The sequence below is a fragment of the Streptococcus pneumoniae genome, from assembly GCA_040719455.1.
In the GTDB taxonomy this organism is placed as follows: domain Bacteria; phylum Bacillota; class Bacilli; order Lactobacillales; family Streptococcaceae; genus Streptococcus; species Streptococcus pneumoniae_G.
In genome coordinates this window covers 494,864-512,812 of record JBFDTN010000001.1, presented here as the reverse complement: position 1 = coordinate 512,812, position 17,949 = coordinate 494,864, and the positions used below count along the sequence as shown (strand labels likewise).

The 17,949-nt window shown below is 43.4% G+C and carries 19 protein-coding genes and 1 pseudogene; 4 read left to right on the top strand and 16 right to left on the bottom strand.

The annotated features are described in order from the left end of the window. Positions 1–30 precede the first annotated feature (30 nt). Genes AB1I63_02315 through AB1I63_02305 form a run of 3 tightly spaced genes read left to right on the top strand, consistent with a single transcriptional unit; the run spans position 31 to position 2,575 of the window. Positions 31–1,014: an ATP-binding cassette domain-containing protein gene (locus AB1I63_02315; GenBank protein MEW4353721.1), complete on the top strand. Its 984-nt coding sequence runs from the start codon at positions 31–33 to the stop codon at positions 1,012–1,014. Beyond that, positions 1,007–1,786 (top strand): ABC-2 family transporter protein, encoded by a 780-nt coding sequence (locus tag AB1I63_02310; GenBank protein ID MEW4353720.1) that lies wholly within the window; start codon positions 1,007–1,009, stop codon positions 1,784–1,786. The genes AB1I63_02315 and AB1I63_02310 overlap by 8 nt, the downstream gene beginning before the upstream one ends. Before the next feature lie 6 nt (positions 1,787–1,792). Then, a complete protein-coding gene (locus AB1I63_02305) occupies positions 1,793–2,575 on the top strand; it encodes an ABC-2 family transporter protein (GenBank protein ID MEW4353719.1) in 783 nt (260 codons plus the stop codon). Positions 2,576–2,987: 412 nt separating this feature from the next. Here the strand turns inward: AB1I63_02305 and AB1I63_02300 are convergent, their stop codons facing one another. The 11 genes and pseudogenes from AB1I63_02300 to AB1I63_02250 form a co-directional block, all read right to left on the bottom strand. After that, positions 2,988–3,968 (bottom strand): DUF1002 domain-containing protein, encoded by a 981-nt coding sequence (locus AB1I63_02300; protein ID MEW4353718.1) that lies wholly within the window; start codon positions 3,966–3,968, stop codon positions 2,988–2,990. Between the two features lie 113 nt (positions 3,969–4,081). Beyond that, entirely contained in the window at positions 4,082–4,927 is an 846-nt protein-coding gene (locus tag AB1I63_02295; GenBank protein MEW4353717.1) for an alpha/beta hydrolase, read from the bottom strand. 233 nt (positions 4,928–5,160) lie between these two features. Next, entirely contained in the window at positions 5,161–5,922 is a 762-nt protein-coding gene (locus tag AB1I63_02290) for an SDR family NAD(P)-dependent oxidoreductase (protein MEW4353716.1), read from the bottom strand. A 77-nt stretch (positions 5,923–5,999) separates the two neighbouring features. Next, positions 6,000–6,602 (bottom strand): lysozyme family protein, encoded by a 603-nt coding sequence (locus AB1I63_02285; GenBank protein ID MEW4353715.1) that lies wholly within the window; start codon positions 6,600–6,602, stop codon positions 6,000–6,002. Beyond that, positions 6,602–7,576, bottom strand: coding sequence for a nucleoid-associated protein (locus AB1I63_02280; GenBank protein ID MEW4353714.1), 975 nt, complete (start codon positions 7,574–7,576; stop codon positions 6,602–6,604). The genes AB1I63_02285 and AB1I63_02280 overlap by 1 nt, the downstream gene beginning before the upstream one ends. Positions 7,577–7,581: 5 nt before the next feature. Next, the gene (gene glyA / locus AB1I63_02275; GenBank protein MEW4353713.1) at positions 7,582–8,838 is read right to left on the bottom strand and encodes a serine hydroxymethyltransferase; all 1,257 of its coding nucleotides are present in this window, start codon (positions 8,836–8,838) and stop codon (positions 7,582–7,584) included. Positions 8,839–8,849: 11 nt separating this feature from the next. Next, positions 8,850–9,479, bottom strand: a pseudogene (locus AB1I63_02270) (YdcF family protein). A gap of 66 nt (positions 9,480–9,545) precedes the next feature. Next, positions 9,546–10,136 carry an L-threonylcarbamoyladenylate synthase gene (locus AB1I63_02265; GenBank protein MEW4353712.1) on the bottom strand — a complete coding sequence of 197 codons (591 nt, stop codon included), beginning with the start codon at positions 10,134–10,136 and terminating at the stop codon, positions 9,546–9,548. Continuing rightward, complete coding sequence (gene prmC, locus AB1I63_02260) at positions 10,120–10,959, bottom strand: peptide chain release factor N(5)-glutamine methyltransferase (GenBank protein ID MEW4353711.1); 840 nt, start codon at positions 10,957–10,959, stop codon at positions 10,120–10,122. The genes AB1I63_02265 and prmC overlap by 17 nt, the downstream gene beginning before the upstream one ends. Continuing rightward, positions 10,959–12,038: a peptide chain release factor 1 gene (prfA, locus tag AB1I63_02255; protein MEW4353710.1), complete on the bottom strand. Its 1,080-nt coding sequence runs from the start codon at positions 12,036–12,038 to the stop codon at positions 10,959–10,961. The genes prmC and prfA overlap by 1 nt, the downstream gene beginning before the upstream one ends. Continuing rightward, positions 12,025–12,624, bottom strand: coding sequence for a thymidine kinase (locus AB1I63_02250; protein MEW4353709.1), 600 nt, complete (start codon positions 12,622–12,624; stop codon positions 12,025–12,027). Before AB1I63_02250 ends, prfA begins: the two co-directional genes overlap by 14 nt. 124 nt (positions 12,625–12,748) lie before the next feature. On the opposite strand from AB1I63_02250, the gene AB1I63_02245 reads away from it, so the two are divergent. Next, positions 12,749–12,931: a 4-oxalocrotonate tautomerase gene (locus tag AB1I63_02245; protein MEW4353708.1), complete on the top strand. Its 183-nt coding sequence runs from the start codon at positions 12,749–12,751 to the stop codon at positions 12,929–12,931. 60 nt (positions 12,932–12,991) lie between these two features. Here the strand turns inward: AB1I63_02245 and AB1I63_02240 are convergent, their stop codons facing one another. The 5 genes from AB1I63_02240 to AB1I63_02220 all read right to left on the bottom strand — a co-directional run bounded on the left by AB1I63_02240 (position 12,992) and on the right by AB1I63_02220 (position 17,944). Beyond that, on the bottom strand, positions 12,992–14,335 hold the full coding sequence (locus AB1I63_02240; protein ID MEW4353707.1) for an MATE family efflux transporter: 1,344 nt from the start codon (positions 14,333–14,335) through the stop codon (positions 12,992–12,994). A gap of 221 nt (positions 14,336–14,556) precedes the next feature. After that, on the bottom strand, positions 14,557–15,819 hold the full coding sequence (locus AB1I63_02235; protein MEW4353706.1) for a nucleobase:cation symporter-2 family protein: 1,263 nt from the start codon (positions 15,817–15,819) through the stop codon (positions 14,557–14,559). Positions 15,820–15,821: 2 nt separating this feature from the next. Continuing rightward, positions 15,822–16,403 carry a xanthine phosphoribosyltransferase gene (locus AB1I63_02230; protein MEW4353705.1) on the bottom strand — a complete coding sequence of 194 codons (582 nt, stop codon included), beginning with the start codon at positions 16,401–16,403 and terminating at the stop codon, positions 15,822–15,824. A 169-nt stretch (positions 16,404–16,572) separates the two neighbouring features. Continuing rightward, positions 16,573–17,124 carry a sugar O-acetyltransferase gene (locus AB1I63_02225; protein MEW4353704.1) on the bottom strand — a complete coding sequence of 184 codons (552 nt, stop codon included), beginning with the start codon at positions 17,122–17,124 and terminating at the stop codon, positions 16,573–16,575. Further along, the gene (locus tag AB1I63_02220) at positions 17,108–17,944 is read right to left on the bottom strand and encodes a PRD domain-containing protein (protein MEW4353703.1); all 837 of its coding nucleotides are present in this window, start codon (positions 17,942–17,944) and stop codon (positions 17,108–17,110) included. Before AB1I63_02220 ends, AB1I63_02225 begins: the two co-directional genes overlap by 17 nt. Between the last annotated feature and the right edge of the window lie 5 nt (positions 17,945–17,949).

Sequence of the window (17,949 nt, the reverse complement as noted above, 5' to 3'; positions counted from 1 at the left end):
TAGGAAAACGTTTTCTCTCAAGGAGTTCTCATGATTGAAGCACATCATTTATCAAAAACTTACGCGATTGTGGATAAGAAGGCTGGTTTACTAGGGGCGATTCAGTCTTTTTTCCGTCCCCAAAAGCGCTATATTCCAGCTGTTAAGGACATTTCCCTCTCGGTGCAGAAAGGGGAAATCATCGGCTACATCGGCTCGAACGGAAGCGGTAAATCAACCACTATTAAAATGCTGACGGGTGTCCTCTATCCTGACGAGGGGCAGGTTTTAATCAACGGTCTGGAGCCGTCCAAAGCTCGGATAGCGGTCAATCGACAGATTGGGGTCTTATTCGGCCAAAAATCGCACCTCAAATGGGATATTCCTGTCATCGAATCCTTCTTTCTCCATGCCAAGATTTACGATGTCCCAGATGCCATTTACCAAGAACGCCTCAAGCGGCTGACTGAACTTTTGGAATTAAAAGATATTCTCAACCAACCCGTTCGTAACCTCTCCCTTGGCCAGCGGGTCAAGTGTGAATTTGCGGCTATTTTCCTCCACCAACCTGCTGTGGTCTTTTTGGATGAGCCGACCATTGGGCTCGATGCCAGCGTCAAGGAGCTGATTCGCGACTTTATCCGCACTATGAATCAGGAATTTCAAACTACCTTTCTCATCACTTCCCATGATATGCAGGACATCGAAAGCCTCTGCGAGCGGATTGTGATTATTGATAAGGGGCAAAAAGTCTATGACGGAAGCCTGACGCACTTAAAAGAGAATTTCTCCAAGGTCAAAACTATCGCCTTTACCACACATACGGCTATCGAAGCGCCACTCACAGCACCACATTTGGAGTGGGTGCAGCTGGATTCACATCAGTTTGAGATTCATTACCAGACGGCACACCTCAGCAATGCCCAAATCATCCAGCTTGCCTTTGAACAGTATGCTATTAACGATGTGACCATGAAAGAGATTACGATTGAGCAGATTGTCAAGCGCATTTACGAGGAGGGACTGTATGACTAAGTATCTTCACGTGACGCGGCAGATGCTCATTGTGCAGCTGCAGTACAAGTCCTTTTTTGTGGCGTCGCTCATCTCTATGCTGGTGAAAATTCTCGTTTCCCTCTTTGTCTGGAAAACGATTTTTGCTTCCCAATCCGAGGTCAAGGGCTATACTCTTGCCACCTTTACCACCTATATCATCTTTGCCAATCTCTTGAATGGCTTAAATGGCTTTGGAATCGGACAAAGTCTAGGCAGCTCCATTGTCAAAGGAACGATTACAGGGGAATTACTCCAGCCCTATTCTCCCATTACGGCAATCTTTTTCAGCGACCTTGGACTGAAAATCATTGAAAGTGTCAAATTCCTGCTGGTCCTCATCGTCGTTCCCTTGGTCAATTCTGATTTTTACCTGCCTGATGTAAAAACATGGGGACTCTTTCTAGTAACCAGTATCCTCGGTATCTTTATGGTGCAGCTCATGGATTTGGGATTCGGACTGCTCTCTTTTTACACGGTCAACACCTGGGGACTCTTTATCTTACGGGAGGGACTTTTCAACCTGTCAGCAGGTGTCCTCTTGCCCTTGAGTTTCTATCCTGCACCGATTGCGAAAGTTCTCAGCTTTCTGCCCTACAGCTTTGCGGTCAATTTTCCCATCAACATCCTTTTGGGAAAAGAAGTAGACACCAGTCTCTTTTGGGTACAACTCATCTGGGTGCCCTTTCTAGCTGTGCTCATGTATGTCCTCTGGCAAAGAGCTCGGAAACGCTTGGTCATTTTTGGAGGGTAAGATAGGATGAAACGATATACAAGACTTTATTATTACAATATCAAGTCCTTTCTGATTGCCGCCATGTCCTACCGCATGGACTTCTTTATCGGGCTTTTGTCCTCTCTCATGGAACAAATGGTCTATCTCATTTTCCTCAATGTCCTCTTTGGAAATATCAAGGAAATTGCAGGTTTTTCATACGGACAAATGCTCTTTATCTACGGAATTTCAACCATTGGGCGGTCGGTGCATCTGATTTTCTTTGATAATCTTTGGATGTTTGGTAGTCGCTATATCCGCGACGGAGAGTTTGAGCGCCTGATGATTATGCCTGTCAATCCTCTCTTTCAACTGATTGCTGAGCGGGTTCAGTTGCAGGGAGTTGGCACCACCATCATCGGAATCATCGCAACGAGTAAGGCCTATCAGCTACTAGACCTCCATTGGAATCTTGGTGAGCTCGCCTTATTTGTCCTCAGCTGTATCTGTATCGGTCTCCTCTATGCCGCTATCCAGCTAGGCCCGACTGCACTTGCCTTTTGGATTATCGAGTCCTTCCCCATTACCGTGGGAATTTTCTCCCTCAACCAAATGGCCCAATACCCTATTAAGATTTACCCCATCACCATGCAAATCCTGCTGACCTTTGTCTTCCCCTACGCCTTTACCTCCTACTTCCCAGCCCTACACTTCCTCAAGATTAGCACAATCGGCCTCTTCCTCCCCCTCGTCGTCCTCATCATCTTTGCGCTTAACTACACCCTCTTCAAACACGGCATGAAAAAATTCAACAGTGTAGGGAATTGAGAGTGGGCCAAAAATCGGTAACTCCACGGAGTTCGATTTTGTCGGCCCACCTCCGCAAAGTTGAGTAGGGCTGACAAAGCTGATCAAAGCAGCGCATGTGAGCCCACTCAACCACTGCGTCAAGCTGTAAAACTATGCTATCTGGTGAATTGTAACAAACTCAATCATAAACAAAGTAAAGCTTGTGGACTTTTTCAACCCGAGCCCAAAAACGAGAAAGCGAGGAAGTCTGGGAGACTTTTTCAACCCGAGCCTAAAAACGAGAAAGCGAAGTAGTCCGATGGACTTGTGACTCAAATCTAAAACACGAAAGTCAAATTCGTCTGAGAGACTCTCAATCGCAACATTAGAACTCTCTAAATTCAAGATAGAAAAAGACTGAAAATCTTCCGTTCGATTTTCAGTCTTTTACTTAGCCACTAATCAATCCTTTAAAGAAATCAACAATGGCATTCCAGATATTGCTTAGGAAATTGCCACCCTCTTCTAAAGCTTGATTGGCATCAAAGTTCAAATTAATATTTTTAAAGGTATCACCTGCTTTTGAGACAATGCTGTCTTTTAAGCTATCAAGCGTCTTGATAAAATCACTATTGGTAATCACTCCACTGTTTGAAAGATTGACCGCAAAATTAACAATAAGATTGATTTGATCGGCTGTGACAATCTTGCTAAGGTCATAGTTTTTCAAGGTATCTTCGACAATTTTGCGAACATCAGCTTCAGTCAAATTGCTATTTTCTTGCTTAGCCTTAGCGACAGAGGATTTAATGTCCGCTAGAGCGACATTTAGCTTATCCTCATCATAGCCTTCTTTTCCTGTATTTTCCGCATTGATGCTTGATAAGGTGGACAATTCTTCCTGTGCCAATTCTTTATTTTCTTGTGGCACTTGCGCGCCATTATCCTCCAAAGAGTAATAAATCCCTGCAAGCGCGCTTTCGCCTGTCACGGCAATAGGTGCCGCTACGGTAATTGATGCATGCTCTACACCCAAGGTTACTGCCGCATTGCGGTACATATCTTCTGTAACCTTGGTGATATTTTGTGGGGTTACAATCTTGACTTCCAAAGGCTTATTATTGCCTAATTTTTGGATTTTCACCGATGAATAGAGCTGTAAACTCGGATCATTTGCCACATTCATAATCCCAGCATAAATATCTGGTGTCATGGTTTTTAGTGCCTTGGTGTCCTTTTCACTATTATACCCCAGTAAGTCCAAGGTTTGACCTTGCTGCGTTTCGTCCAGAGAGTAGCCCAGCACATACTCAGGCTGCACATAGGCCTCATCAATAACCTTTTGAACACTAGTATCTGCGGATACAAGTGGCAGATTTACCATAGTCAAGCCAAGCAATCCTGCTAAGGCTACTGTTTTCTTTAATCTCATCTTTTTTCCTCATTCACATTTCATTTCAAAAATAACTTGACTGCAAACAAGCTTTTTCACCCATTTTACAGTCAATCCACTATAATATACCAAACTTAAAGAAAACTTATCACTTATTTTCGCCATAAAAAGTCAATCAAGAGCGCATCCACTTCTGGATTTTCATGAAGTTGACTATGCTGGGCTAATTTGCCTGTGATTTTTTGTTCCTCATAATACTTAGCATGCTCCGCTACTAGGTATTTCAGACTACGAGAAGAGCTATTTAAAACAGAGCCATCACTCTCATCTCCCAAATCTCCATAGATATTGAGAATCTCAATCTGATTCTGAGGGAAAATTTCCTTTAGTCCTAACAACTTCTGATAGCTCTCACTCATTTCCTGTGGCTGTCCTGTCTCTGTGTCAGCTGTCGGATTAGCTGGTAAGTCTCTGCCTTCTAAGCCATTGACATGGTTGGCAATATTGACCTGCTTTTGAAGCTTTGGCAAATGCTCATCACTTCCATACTCAAGCATATAAAACAAAATCGACATATTGCCCATGGAATGGCCGACCATGTTCATGTCTTTAAAACCATACGTTTGCTGCAACTTACTCACCACTGCCTTGGCATAGCGAGCATCTTGCTGGTAATCAGTATTCCGATTGTCTTGGTAGCTCACTTCAACGATAGGATTGATAGCGCCTTTTGGAAGCTCCCCATCCAGTAGCACTTCACTTTCTGGCGTCACGGTTGCTCGGATAATGGTCTTTGTAACACCCGCTTTTTGAGCCGATTGAGTCATGTGCTTTTCTGCATTGGCACTACTTCCATAGCCATGAAAAAAGAGAGTAGGGGTTTCTGATTGGATGTAGGTCTTGGTATCTAGCAGCTCTTCTTTAGAAGTGAAAAAGAACCAGCCCAAACTTGCCAGTATCACCGCTCCTACTCCTATACTGATATATCTAGCTCTCATACAGACCTCACTTTCTCTTCCTAGTATAGCACGCTTTAGAGTTGCTTACAATCAACAGCACTCAGCGCTTCATTATGATAGTTATTTCTTTTTGATTGAATACAATGCAACGAGTCTCAGACAAGACGAGTTCACGACGTAATAAAAAGTCAATGACTGTGCCATTAACTAAAAAGCAAAGCCACACACTACCTGTGACTCTGCTAACTACTTAAGTCTCATCAGCTGAGAAGTTAGACATCTCGATGAATCATAAAGCCTGTGGCTTGTTTCGTCGCCATGATGGTCATATCTGAAATCTGCACATGGCGAGGTTGATTGGCAACAAATAAGACACTCTCAGCAATATCTTCTGCCTGTAAGGCATCAATCCCTTGGTAAACGCTCGCTGCTCGATCTTTATCGCCGTGAAAACGAACTTGACTAAAATCCGTCTCCACAATTCCTGGCTGAATAGTTGTGACCTTGATATTCTTATCAATGGTATCAATGCGAATACCATCACTCAAGACCTTGACTGCTGACTTGGTCGCCGCATAAACTGCCGCACCTGCATAGGCATAAATCCCCGCAGTAGAGCCAATATTGATAACATGCCCGTGATCATTAGCCACCATACTTGGCAAGATCTGACGAGTCACATAAAGCAATCCCTTGACATTGGTATCCAGCATAGTGACCATATCCGCCACGTCATAATCTTGGAACTTTTCAAGCCCTAGTGCTAGGCCTGCATTATTGACCAACACATCAACCTGTGGCACTTCCTTTAAAATGCGCTCGCAAATGGCTGTCACTTGCTCTACTTGCGTCACATCCATTGGGTAATAGAAAACCTCAATGCCATACTTTTCGACTAAATCTGCCTGAATTTCTTGCAGTTTTTCCACTCTTCGTCCGGTAAGAACTAAGTTATCTCCGTTTTTGGCAAATGCGTAAGCAATGGCTTTCCCAATCCCGCTTGTCGCACCGGTAATCATAATAAATCGCATGATGTTCTCCTTTTCTATGTTTATAAGAGGCTTTATTCTGAAAAAGGTAAGAAAATAATGCTTACTTTCCTACCTTTTCTCTAAAACCAGCCCAGCAATCGAATCAAATAAAGATTAAAACGGACTTGACGGGAATAGTAATAATTCCCTCCGTTGATATACAGTTCTGAACCGTGAAATAAAGCAATCGGATGGGCGTAAAAATAGGTTTTTCCAGTGACATTGCCAAGGCTTGGTGCAACAACTTCTCTGGAATATTCTTTTGCCAAATCAAGGGTGTTCTCACCCCCATGCTCAGCGATATAATCAATATAAGCAGAGCCAAAATTATAGGCTTGCACAGCTGTCCATACATCCACCTGCTTTTCTTCTGCTACCATCAGATTATCCGTCAAGGTTTGCACCCCTTGCTGAATACTCTCTTTATTGTCACGAATGGTATTTTTCTCTCCAGTCGCACTCTCGCTGGACTGCATGACATCAAGGGATTTCCCCTTGGTTTCAGTATAAATCATAGCCAGTACCAGCTCCTCATTTGCAGCTGTATCTTGTTCGTCTAGCACTTCTCGGACCATGGTCTGATAGGTCATGACCTGTTTGACATTTTTATGGGTTTCTAAAAGTTTATAGCCCACAAAAAGGACGAGGAGAAGCATCACGACTTTTCTTATCAATTTAAACATTACTTACTTGTGATATCTTCTATATTTTTGATCAAAATGGAGTAGGTTCCATTGTCATTTTGGATAAATTCCACAGACTCTGCATCTTCGTAAATATTGGTTGGCACAATCAGCTCAATCCCATTTGACAAAGACAGTTTCTGATTTTCAAATTTTTTCTTCTGACGACTACTATCAATCTCCTCAAAGCTAATCGGCTCTGGAATGCTCTCCTTGACACGGTCCACAAACTGCAAGCGAGCAGTCAAATTATCATCAAAAAGGTCATTTGCCAACTGCTCTGGCGATAAGCTATCATTTTCTTCCAAGTTTTTAAAAATACTAGACTTGACCTTAGATTGAAATTGAAAGTCATCGGCTTGAAAACTCTCAGCAATCTTCTGAGCTGTTTTTTCAATTTCCTTGATTGACTTTTGCGGAGATATTTTAGGATTGACCTGCAGCAGATTTTCTGAGAAATAGTTCAAAAAAGCCCCATTATACTTGATTCGCTTTTCAATCAAGTGGTATTTTCGACTGGTTAAATTGACCACCAAACCTTCATCAGGGCTAGAGCCAAAACCTGGAAGATTGTTCTGCGTCAGCTTAATTGGATTATCAGCCTCACCCCCTAGATGGGTCAAGGTTTCTCGTAAAGAAATCCGTAAGAAAGCAAAATGCTGAATGCCTTCCTTATCAAACTGCACAAAAATCAAATCATTGGTTTTCTGATTTTCGCTAATAGTAAACTCTTCCTGCCAGCGCTTGGCAATGGTCACAGATGTTTCCAGCAAATCTTCTGAAATATCGGCTAAAAAGATGTTTTCAGCCTCGAAAACACCTGTTTTAGCTTCGTCAGAATAAACCCGCTCAATCTTCTTGCGGAGGTATTCTTCGATTTTGGGCGTAATATTCAGATATTTATCTGCCAAGTTTAATTCTGTATCTTCTGGAGAAAATTGATGAATAATCGCCTTTTTAATATACAAATCCATAGGGATTATGCCTCATAGAGCGGGAATGCATCTGTAAGAGCACGCACTTCCTTACGTACTTCCTCAAGAATTGCTTCATTGTCCGCATTTTCTAAGGCTTTCACCGTTAATTCTGCCACTTTACGGGCTTCTTCCACACCAAATCCACGGGCAGTAATGGCTGCAGAACCAATGCGGATACCGCTTGTCTTAAATGGTGACAAAGTTTCAAATGGAATAGAGTTTTTGTTCAAGGTGATATGGACTTCATCCAAGAGATTTTGCGCTACTTTCCCATTTTCAACAACCTGAGTCACATCGACAAGGAAGAGGTGATTGTCTGTTCCACCTGTAATGACACGGAATTTATCATGCGCTAGAAAGACATCTGCCATCGCCTTGCTGTTGTCGATAACTTTTTGAGCGTAGTCTTTAAAGGCAGGGTCTAAAACTTCTTTAAAAGCAACTGCTTTTGCTGCAATGACATGCTCAAGCGGTCCACCTTGGATACCAGGGAAGATAGCAGAATTGATTTTCTTCGCCAAGTCTTCATCATTGGTCAAAATCAAGCCACCACGAGGTCCACGAAGGGTCTTGTGGGTCGTTGTGGTCGTGATATGAGCATGCGGTACTGGATTTGGATGCAAACCTGCTGCGACAAGCCCAGCGATATGCGCCATATCGACCATAAGTTTTGCGCCAACGCTATCTGCAATCTCACGGAATTTAGCAAAATCAATAATGCGAGAATAGGCAGAAGCCCCTGCAACGATGAGTTTTGGTTGCACTTCTTTGGCTTGTTCTAAAATGGCATCGTAGTCGAGCAAGCCTGATTCCTGATCAACATTATACGCGACAAAATTGTAGGTCTGACCAGAAAAGCTGACAGCAGCCCCGTGGGTCAAGTGTCCACCAGCTGCTAAGTCCATTCCCATAACGGTATCGCCTGGCTCAATCAAGGCCATATAGGCTGCGCAGTTAGCTTGGCTACCAGAGTGGGGTTGGACATTGGCAAATTTTGCACCAAAGATTTCTTTTGCACGCTCAATCGCAAGGCTTTCCACGACGTCCACGCACTCCGTACCACCGTAGTAACGGCGAGCTGGGTAGCCTTCTGCGTATTTATTGGTCAAGATAGACCCTTGTGCTGCCATAACCGCTTTTGACACGACGTTTTCTGAGGCAATCAACTCAATATTGTGCTGTTGGCGTTTCTCTTCTGCGGAAATAGCATCCCATAGTTCTTTATCGTAAGCTTTGTAATCTTCTTTATCAAAAATCATCTTGTGTCTCCTTATAATGTTTGATCTAATCTTTTTAAATGGCCGAGCTGACCATAGTGCAAAATCCGCAGGTATTCACCCCAGACCCGTCGTCGACCGATATCAGAATTCATCCAGTCCGAACGTCGAATGACTTGTCCTTTATAGGCTGTATCAAAAGTATAGGGAATGAGGTCAATAGAATCTGGAATATGCTGGGCAAGTGTTCGAAGCTGTCTGCCAGCCACATGACTTTTACAAATAACCATTATCTTTTGAACCTTAGAAAAGTCAAATATTTCCTTGGCAAATAGAACATTTTCTAAGGAATTGCTTGATTTGTCTTCTTGTATGATGGCGTCTTTTGGAACTCCACTAGCTAATAAACTTTCAATAATGACTTCTGCTTCACTTCTATCTCCTCCCTGCCAATCAGGATGAGCTTGCGCCGTCTTACTCCGTCAACCTGTCACTAAAAATTGCTGAACCAAACCATTCCGATAGGCTTCTACGGCTTTTCCCCAATGCCCTGGATGAGTACTCGAAAAAATGAAGGCTAAGTCACACACTTCTACTTCTGCTTTAATACCAAAAACCGTTTCAGTCAAAAAGGAAATGTCCTTTGGCTTCAGGATAGGCACTTCTGGCTCTCGTTCAATCATGTCACACCTCACACATCCTCAATCAAGGATTGACTGCCCTTCAAAATCGCAAGAAAATCGTTTCTCCTAAAAACGAATTTCAGGTACAGCTTTTAACAATGCTTCCTTGGTAATAGCGCCTTGGCGTAAAATCTGGGCTTTTTCCCCTGACAAGTCCAAAATGGTGGAATCTTGCCCAGTCAGAAATGCATCATCTTTTACTCCAATCACCTCGCTATGAAAATCTGCCATAATCTGGTCAAACAAGACACCGCTGGTCTTGCCAGAAATATTGGCAGACGGTCCAATCAAAGGCCCAAATGTTTTTATGAAGTCCAGTGTTACTGGGTGACTTGGAACTCGAAAACCGACAGTTGTCATGCCCGAATTCACCCAGTGCGGCACTTGTTCATTTGCTTGTAAAATAATGGTCAAGGGACCCGGTAAAAAAGCTTGGAAGAGTTTATCGAGATAAGCTGGCTGATTCTGAGAAAAGGCTAGAATGTCCGCTAAACTCGCCACATTCAAATTCATAGCTTTATCCAATGGCCGCTGCTTAAGCTGATAAACACGCTTGACAGCTTCTTCGTCTAACGCTCGTCCAAACAAACCATAAACTGTCTCCGTCGGCAATACCACGGCTCCACCTGTTTCCAAGGTCTTAGCGATCTTGTCCATCATCTACCACCACCATTCTATCTTGTCCAAATTGGTCTTTGAGGACTCGAACACGCTTGTCTGGGAAGACTGCTTGAAAAAGCTGTCTCACTTGCTCCCCTTGCTTATAGCCAATTTCTAAGTAAATTTTTCCTCGTTCTGTCAAGTATTCTTTCGTATCTTGGGCTAAGCGCTGGTAAATGGCATAACCATCATGGTCAGCAAACAAGGCTAGGTGCGGTTCTGAGGCTAAAACATTTTTTCCCACTTCTGCCTCGTCGTCTCGAGAGATATAAGGCGGATTGGACACGATAATATCATACTTACCTGTAATCGCATCCAAACAGTCTGAGTGAAGAAAAGAAATCGACAGCTCATGCGCTTTAGCATTGCTTTTTGCCAAATCTAGCGCATCAAGGGAAATGTCTGAGGCAACGACCTCCCAGCTTGGTTTCCCATGAGCCATCGCAATCGCAATCGCGCCACTCCCTGTGCCAATATCCAGCACCTTAAGATCTTCTTCCGTATTTTCAGCTAGAATCAAGTCAACCAACTCTTCAGTCTCAGGACGAGGAATCAGCACGCGCTCATCGACTTGTAAGGATAGACCGTGAAAATCTGCTTTTCCAATGATATACTGGGCAGGTCTGTGCGTTTGTAATTGCTCAAAAATCGCGCGAATCTTCTCTTCTTCCTGCGAGTTGACGTCTAAACGTAATCGCAAGACAAAGTCTGTAAAAGTCAAGCCTTCCAAAGTTCGATAAGTAAAGGACAAACTTTCTGGCTCTTCTCCTACTTCTAGTAATTTCTCTTCCAGTTCCTCTAACAGTTGAGCCAGTTTCATTATTTATTCAACTCTTCCAGTTTTTGTGTTTGGTCATACAGCACCAAGGCATCGACCACTTCGTCTAATTTCCCAGATAAAATCGTATCAAGCTTTTGAAGTGTCAAACCGATGCGATGGTCTGTCACACGGTTTTGCGGGAAGTTATAGGTCCGAATCCGCTCTGAACGGTCTCCCGTACCAATAGTTGACTTACGCTCTGCATCCTGCTCATCTTGGGCAATCTGCGCAAAATGGTCCGCCACACGCGCCCGAATAATCTTCATCGCTTTCTCACGGTTCTTCTGCTGCGTCCGCTCTTCCTGCATCTCGACCTTGATATTAGTCGGAAGATGGACAATCCGCACGGCTGTTGCAACTTTATTGACGTTCTGACCACCTGCACCAGAGGCATGGTAGATGTCCACCCGCAAGTCTTTTGGATCAATGTCGTACTCGACTTCTTCAATCTCTGGCATGATCAGTACTGTCGCCGTTGAGGTATGCACACGCCCTTGGCTTTCAGTCACAGGCACACGTTGCACACGGTGAGCACCTGATTCGTATTTCAATTTCGAATAAACGGATTGACCAGACACCATGGCAACCACTTCTTTGATCCCTCCGACACCATTGTAGGAAGCCTCCATGACCTCAAAGCGCCAGCCTTGACTCTCTGCAAATTTCTGATACATGGTTAATAAATCACCTGCAAAGAGGGCTGCTTCATCACCCCCAGCTGCCCCACGGATTTCCAAGATGATGTTCTTGTCATCATTAGGGTCTTTGGGCAAGAGCAAGATTTTCAAGCGCTCCTCGTAGCTTTCTTTGTCAGCCTTTGCCGTTTTCAACTCTTCTTTTGCCATCTCTTCCAAGTCCGCATCACCAGACGCATCCTTAATCATCTCTTCAGCATCCGTGATGTTTTGCAGTACTTTTTTGTATTCACGGTAGGTTTCAACCGTCTCACGAGTGGCTGCTTCTTCCTTGGATAACTCCATAAAACGCTTGGTATCACTCACCACAGCAGGGTCACTGAGTAATTCTCCTAATTCTTCATAGCGGTCTTCCACCGTTTGAAGCTGATCATAAATGTTCATGTGTGTTTGATTCTCCTTTTATTTCTGGGTTAAAATAGTGCTTGCGACAAACGGAAGTGTAAGTTTCATTTCCTCCGATTTGAATCTGTTTACCATCATAGACTGGCTGACCATGATTGGTCCGCAAGACCATGGTCGCTTTTTTCGAGCAATATTGGCAAATGGTCTTAATCTCGTCAATCTTATCGGCTAAAAGCAAGAGATACTTAGAACCTTCAAAAAGTTCATTGCGAAAGTCATTTTTCAAACCAAAAGCCATGACAGGGACATCCAGCTCATCGACCACCCTTGCCAAATCATAGACATGGTGGCGTTTCAAAAACTGAGCCTCATCAATCAAGAGACAGTAAGGCTTGGGGGATAGGGATTCGATAAAGCCAAAAATATCTGTCTCATCCTCAATCGCTAGTGCTTTCCTCTTCATCCCAATCCGACTGGACACAAGGCCGTAGCCGTCTCTCGTGTCTAGGGCACTGGTCATAATAACCACACCCTTGCCCTGCTCTTCGTAATTGTGGGCGACTTTTAAAATCTCGATCGTTTTGCCCGAATTCATCGTGCCGTATTTATAATATAACTGAGCCATAATCTTCTCTTGTCAGGTAATCACTACTCCCATTTTTTTCTTCTTTCCATTTTACCATATTCTGACCTGCTTTTAAACTAGATTTGTGATAAAATAATATTATCACACTTGATAGGAGGAACTTATGCCATTTGTACGCATTGATTTATTTGAAGGACGAAGCCTAGATCAAAAAAAGGCACTCGCAAAAGAGATTACAGCAAGCATCGTCAAACACACCGGTGCACCAAAAGAAGCAGTTCATGTCATTATCAATGATATGCCAGAAGGGACCTACTTCCCTCAAGGGGAGATGAGGATGAAATAAATCCAGCTTTTGTCTAAGCTGGATTTTCTTGTTTCTATTTTTCTTCTACCTATAACATCCTTAGTCTTTAAAGATTTTCGTGATATAGCTCAGCCTTGATTGGTACAAAATACCACTCACGACTAAGCTCATAATCAAGCCGATCCAGTAGCCATAAGGTCCCATGGTCGTGGTAATATCCAGCAAGAGCCCCACTGGAAGAGCGACACCCCAATAGCTAATCAAGCCCATATAAAAGGGAACGGTCGTATCCTTATAGCCCCGTAAAATCCCCTGCAAAGGCGCCGCAAAGGTATCTGCCAGCTGGAAAAAGAGGCTGTAAGTCAGAAAGACCGTCGTCATCTGGATAAAGGTCTCATCATGTCCATACAGATCTGCCACTTGATAGCGAAATAGATATAAAAATCCCAGCGTAAACAAGGCAAAGCTGGCAGCCGTCACACGCCCAATCCTGCAATAAGAGCGCACATCCTCAAAGCGCTTGGCTCCTACTTCATAGGACACTAAAATCGCCATTGAAGTTGAGATACTCATCGGAAAGGCATACATGAGCGTAGCAAAGTTCATCGCTGACTGGTGGCTGGCAATGATGACTGAGTTAAACTTGGACATAAACAGCCCCACGGCTGAGAAAATCGCGACTTCTGCAAATACTGTCCCACCGATCGGTAATCCTAGCTTTAAACCCTCTTTTAAAACTGCAAAGTCTAATGGCTGCCATTTCCAAAACTGATAGTCTCGTACCTTGGGATGAAAGGACAAGACAAGGCAGGCTAAGATGAGCAAGACCCAGTAGGCAAGCGACGTCCCAAGCCCTGCTCCTCTCCCTCCCATCTCAGGAAGCCCTAAAACGCCATAAATCAAAACATAGTTAAAGCTGGCATTTAAAGGGAGTAGCAAGAGCATGAGGTACATGGAGAGCCTCGTTAAGCCAAGCGCATCTAGGACTGAGCGAATCACGCTAAAGAGTAAAAGCGGAATGATGCCCAAAGCGAGGTAAAAAAGATAGGAAGTAGCCACCTTTGCCACCAAAGGCTCTAAGCTGAGCCGTGATAGGACATATGGCGCTCCCAAAAAGACCAGTAAAAATAAACAGACAGAAAGCCCCAATGCCAGATAGATAAACTGATAGACATCATTGCGAATACGATCTTTCTTGCCCTCGCCTAAGTGCTGACCGATAATCGGCACCAAGGCAGAGACAATGCCTGTTAGCAAGGTAAAAAATGGAGACCAAAGGCTAGTCGCCATGGACACACCTGCGAGATGAAGCGTATCGTACCGCCCTGTCATGGTTGTATCGACAAAAGCCGCCGAATAATTGGCAAATTGATAGATTAAAAGCGGTAGAAAAATCTGAAAGAAAAGCCGTAACTTTTCTTTAGTTGTATGTGTTTGATACATGAATCCTCCTAAATGATTGTTTATATGATAGTTATTTAATTTTCATTTATTCCGTCGTTAACTCATCTTACCTCATACTAAATCAAAACGAAACAACTATATAGTTCCATTCACAGACAAAGGAGTGGAACTTTTAGAGTTTCATCACTCTGATAAAGTTCCACCCCACTTGCTTGTTTAGGGATCTCATACTGATGATTTGGTTTGCGAGTTTCAATCTCTCATCTCTTGCGGTTCAACAAGAGATTCATCACAATCGCAACAAGACTTGCCATGACAATTCCATTTGAGAAAAACATTTGGAAAGCCGTTGGTAGGTTGATAAAAAGATTGCTTCCATTTAGCCCTACACCGGTAGAGATAGAAACCGCTGCGATTAAGAAATTGTGCTCGTTATGTTCAAAATCAACTCGGGCTAAAATTTGCATCCCTTGAACTGCGACCATTCCAAACATGACCAGCATGGCGCCTCCTAAGACGGGCGCAGGAATGATTTGAGCCAAAGCTCCGAATTTGGGCAAGAGTCCTAGTAAAATCAGAAAAGCAGCTGCGTAGTAAATCGGCAAACGTGTTTTGATGCCTGATAATTTTACCAAGCCTACATTTTGTGAAAATCCTGTATAAGGGAAGGTGTTGAAAATCCCTCCTAGTAAGACTGCCAAACCTTCTGCCCGATAACCATTGCGCAGGCGATTTGCATCCAACTCATCCTTGGTGATGTCAGATAGAGCTAAGTAAACCCCTGTTGACTCCACCAAGGATACAATAGCGATGATACACATCATCACGATTGAGGACCATTCAAAAGTCGGCATGCCAAAGTAAAAGGGTGTAGGAACGTGCACCAAAGGTGCTGCAGCAACAGGACTCATATCTACCAAGCCCATGAAAGCTGCTACAAGCGTTCCTCCAATCAAGCCAATCAAGATAGAAATCGACTTGATAAATCCTTTGGTAAAGATATTGATGAGAAGGATGATACAGACGGTCAGACTAGCCAACATCAGGCTTTCAACCGTAGGACTTTCTACATTATTTCCCATATTTCCAATCGCAACTGGAATCAGGGTCAATCCAATCGTTGTGATGACAGAGCCTGTAACAATCGCTGGAAAGAGATTGGCAATCTTTGAAAAAACGCCAGAAATCAAGAATACAAATACCCCAGACACCATCAAGGCTCCAAACATGGCGCCACTCCCATGATTTTGTCCAATCACAATGAGAGGTGCTACGGATTGAAAGGCCACACCTAGTACAACTGGCAAGCCCACGCCAAAGTATTTATTTAATTGTAATTGCAAGAATGTTGCTAACCCACACATAAAAATATCAGTGGAGATGAGATAGGTTAATTGTGCAGATGTGTACCCCAAGGAACTGGCAATCATAATAGGCACTAAAATCGAGCCAGAATACATAGCCAGCAAATGCTGGAGACCTAAGACAGCTGCTTGAGAGTGTTTTTCTTCATTCATCTTCATCATTATGCATCCGCCTCCTTAAAGACAAGACTGCCATTTTCAAAATGATCAATCCGCGCAAGCGACACCACTGTGTGCCCCGTAGCTTCAAGAAGCTTTCTGCCATCTTGGAAAGACTTTTCAATGACAATTCCAATGCCTTCTACTTTCGCACCTGCTTGCTCAATCATCTCAATCAAGCCCTTAGCTGCTTGACCATTTGCCAAAAAGTCATCAATGATGAGCACCTTGTCATCTTCGGTCAAAAATTTCTGTGCAATAGATACTGTACTTGTCACTTGCTTGGTGAAGGAATAGACCTCTGCGGTCAAAATGCCCTCTGTCATCGTGATATTTTTTGACTTCTTAGCAAAAATCATGGGAACGCCCATCGCTTCTGCTGTGTAGAGAGCTGGGGCAATGCCAGACGCCTCAATAGTGACAATCTTGGTAATTCCTGCATTTTCAAAACGTTTTGCAAAAACATTTCCAATCTCTTTCATCAAGCCTACATCGACTTGGTGGGTCAAAAAGGAATCTACCTTTAAAATGTTCTCTCCCACGACCTGACCAACCGTCAGGATCTTCTGCTCCAGTAACTCCATCTAAAACTCCTTTTTCTAAATGATAATTGATAAAGGTTATTGTACACTTTTTCGTTCGTTTTTTCAATTATTTCAATCTAAAAATAGGATAAAATTCTTGATTTGGGAGATTTTTAGATATTTATGCGAATTTTTTATAGTTTAAACAATAAAAATATTCGTTTTTTTGTTATTTTAAATATTTAACAACTCGTGCGGGATTACCAGCTAAGACAACATTATCCCCAAAGGACTTGGTGACTACTGCTCCTGCACCCACGACGACATTATCTCCAAGGGTCACACCAGGCAAAATCGTGACACCGCCACCAGCCCAAAAATGATCCCCAATGGTAATGGGCTTGCCGTACTCCATCCCTGAAATTCGCTCTTTGGCATCCAGAGGATGAAGCGGTGTTAGAAGCTGAACATTGGGGCCTAGCATGGCATGATCTCCGATACGAATCGGACATACATCTAAAAAGGTGCAGTTAAAATTCGCATAGAAATTCTCACCGACATGGATATGACAGCCGTAATCACAGGCAAAATCAGGTTCCATGTAGATGTTTTCTCCTGTTGTGCCAAACCATTCTTTGAGAAGTTGGCTGCGTTTTTTACCGTCTAGCTCCTGGTTAAACTCCATACGATAGGCGCGAGCTTTTGCTCGTAAGGCTCGTAGCTCTGTGTCTCCTGCGTCATAGAGCTCACCTGCTAGCATCTTTTCACGTTCTGTTTTCATCGTCTTTTCTCCTTATCCTCGAGAGATGAATGGTGAGGTAGAGCTGCTCATCTTCTGAGGTCTGGTAGTTTCGTCGCTGGTCTAAGTAAGCCACAATTTTCTGAGTGGTCTGATAAGCTTGCGGATAGGTCTGCTTCATCATCTCAAACATCTGACTGTCCTCTAAACTTCTCACTTCTTGATGGGTCAAAATCCTCTCGCAGAAGAATTTCAAATGGGTCATAAACCGAGCGACATAGATATCATTTTCATCCAAGGGAATCTCAAGGCTGTATTTGACAATAGTCAAAATCTCTTCCATCAGCATGGTTAAATCTCTAGCTGCTGATGCTCCTTGGTCCAGCTCGGCATTGACTAAAGTCAGCGCCATAAAGCCTGCCTCATCGACAGGCAAGTCTTTGCCTAGGTACTTACTGAGCAGTTCATTGGCAAAGCTTCCGACCTTGAACTCTTCTCCAAAAAAGCGCTTGATATCCCACATGAGAAAATTTTTCAGATAAATATCGTCCTTGACTCGCAAAGCTACCCCTTGCATGTGGTCTGCCATGGCTAAAAAAGCATGGTCATTGAGAGACTTGGTCATAGTCGCTCGTGCATAGCTAATGACCTTGTCGGCAATTTCCAGCAATTCCACAGGAATCTCTGCTAGAAGGGAGCGTTGGTCATTGTGTGAGAGAACATAGCGTTTTTCAATCAAACTGTCCTCTATCTCATCACCTGCTTTCTTGCCAAAGGCGAGACCTCGCCCCATGAGGATAAATTCCTTATCTCGGTCTTTAGAGATGATAACATTGTTATTGAGCACTTTGTCAATGAGCATCGTTT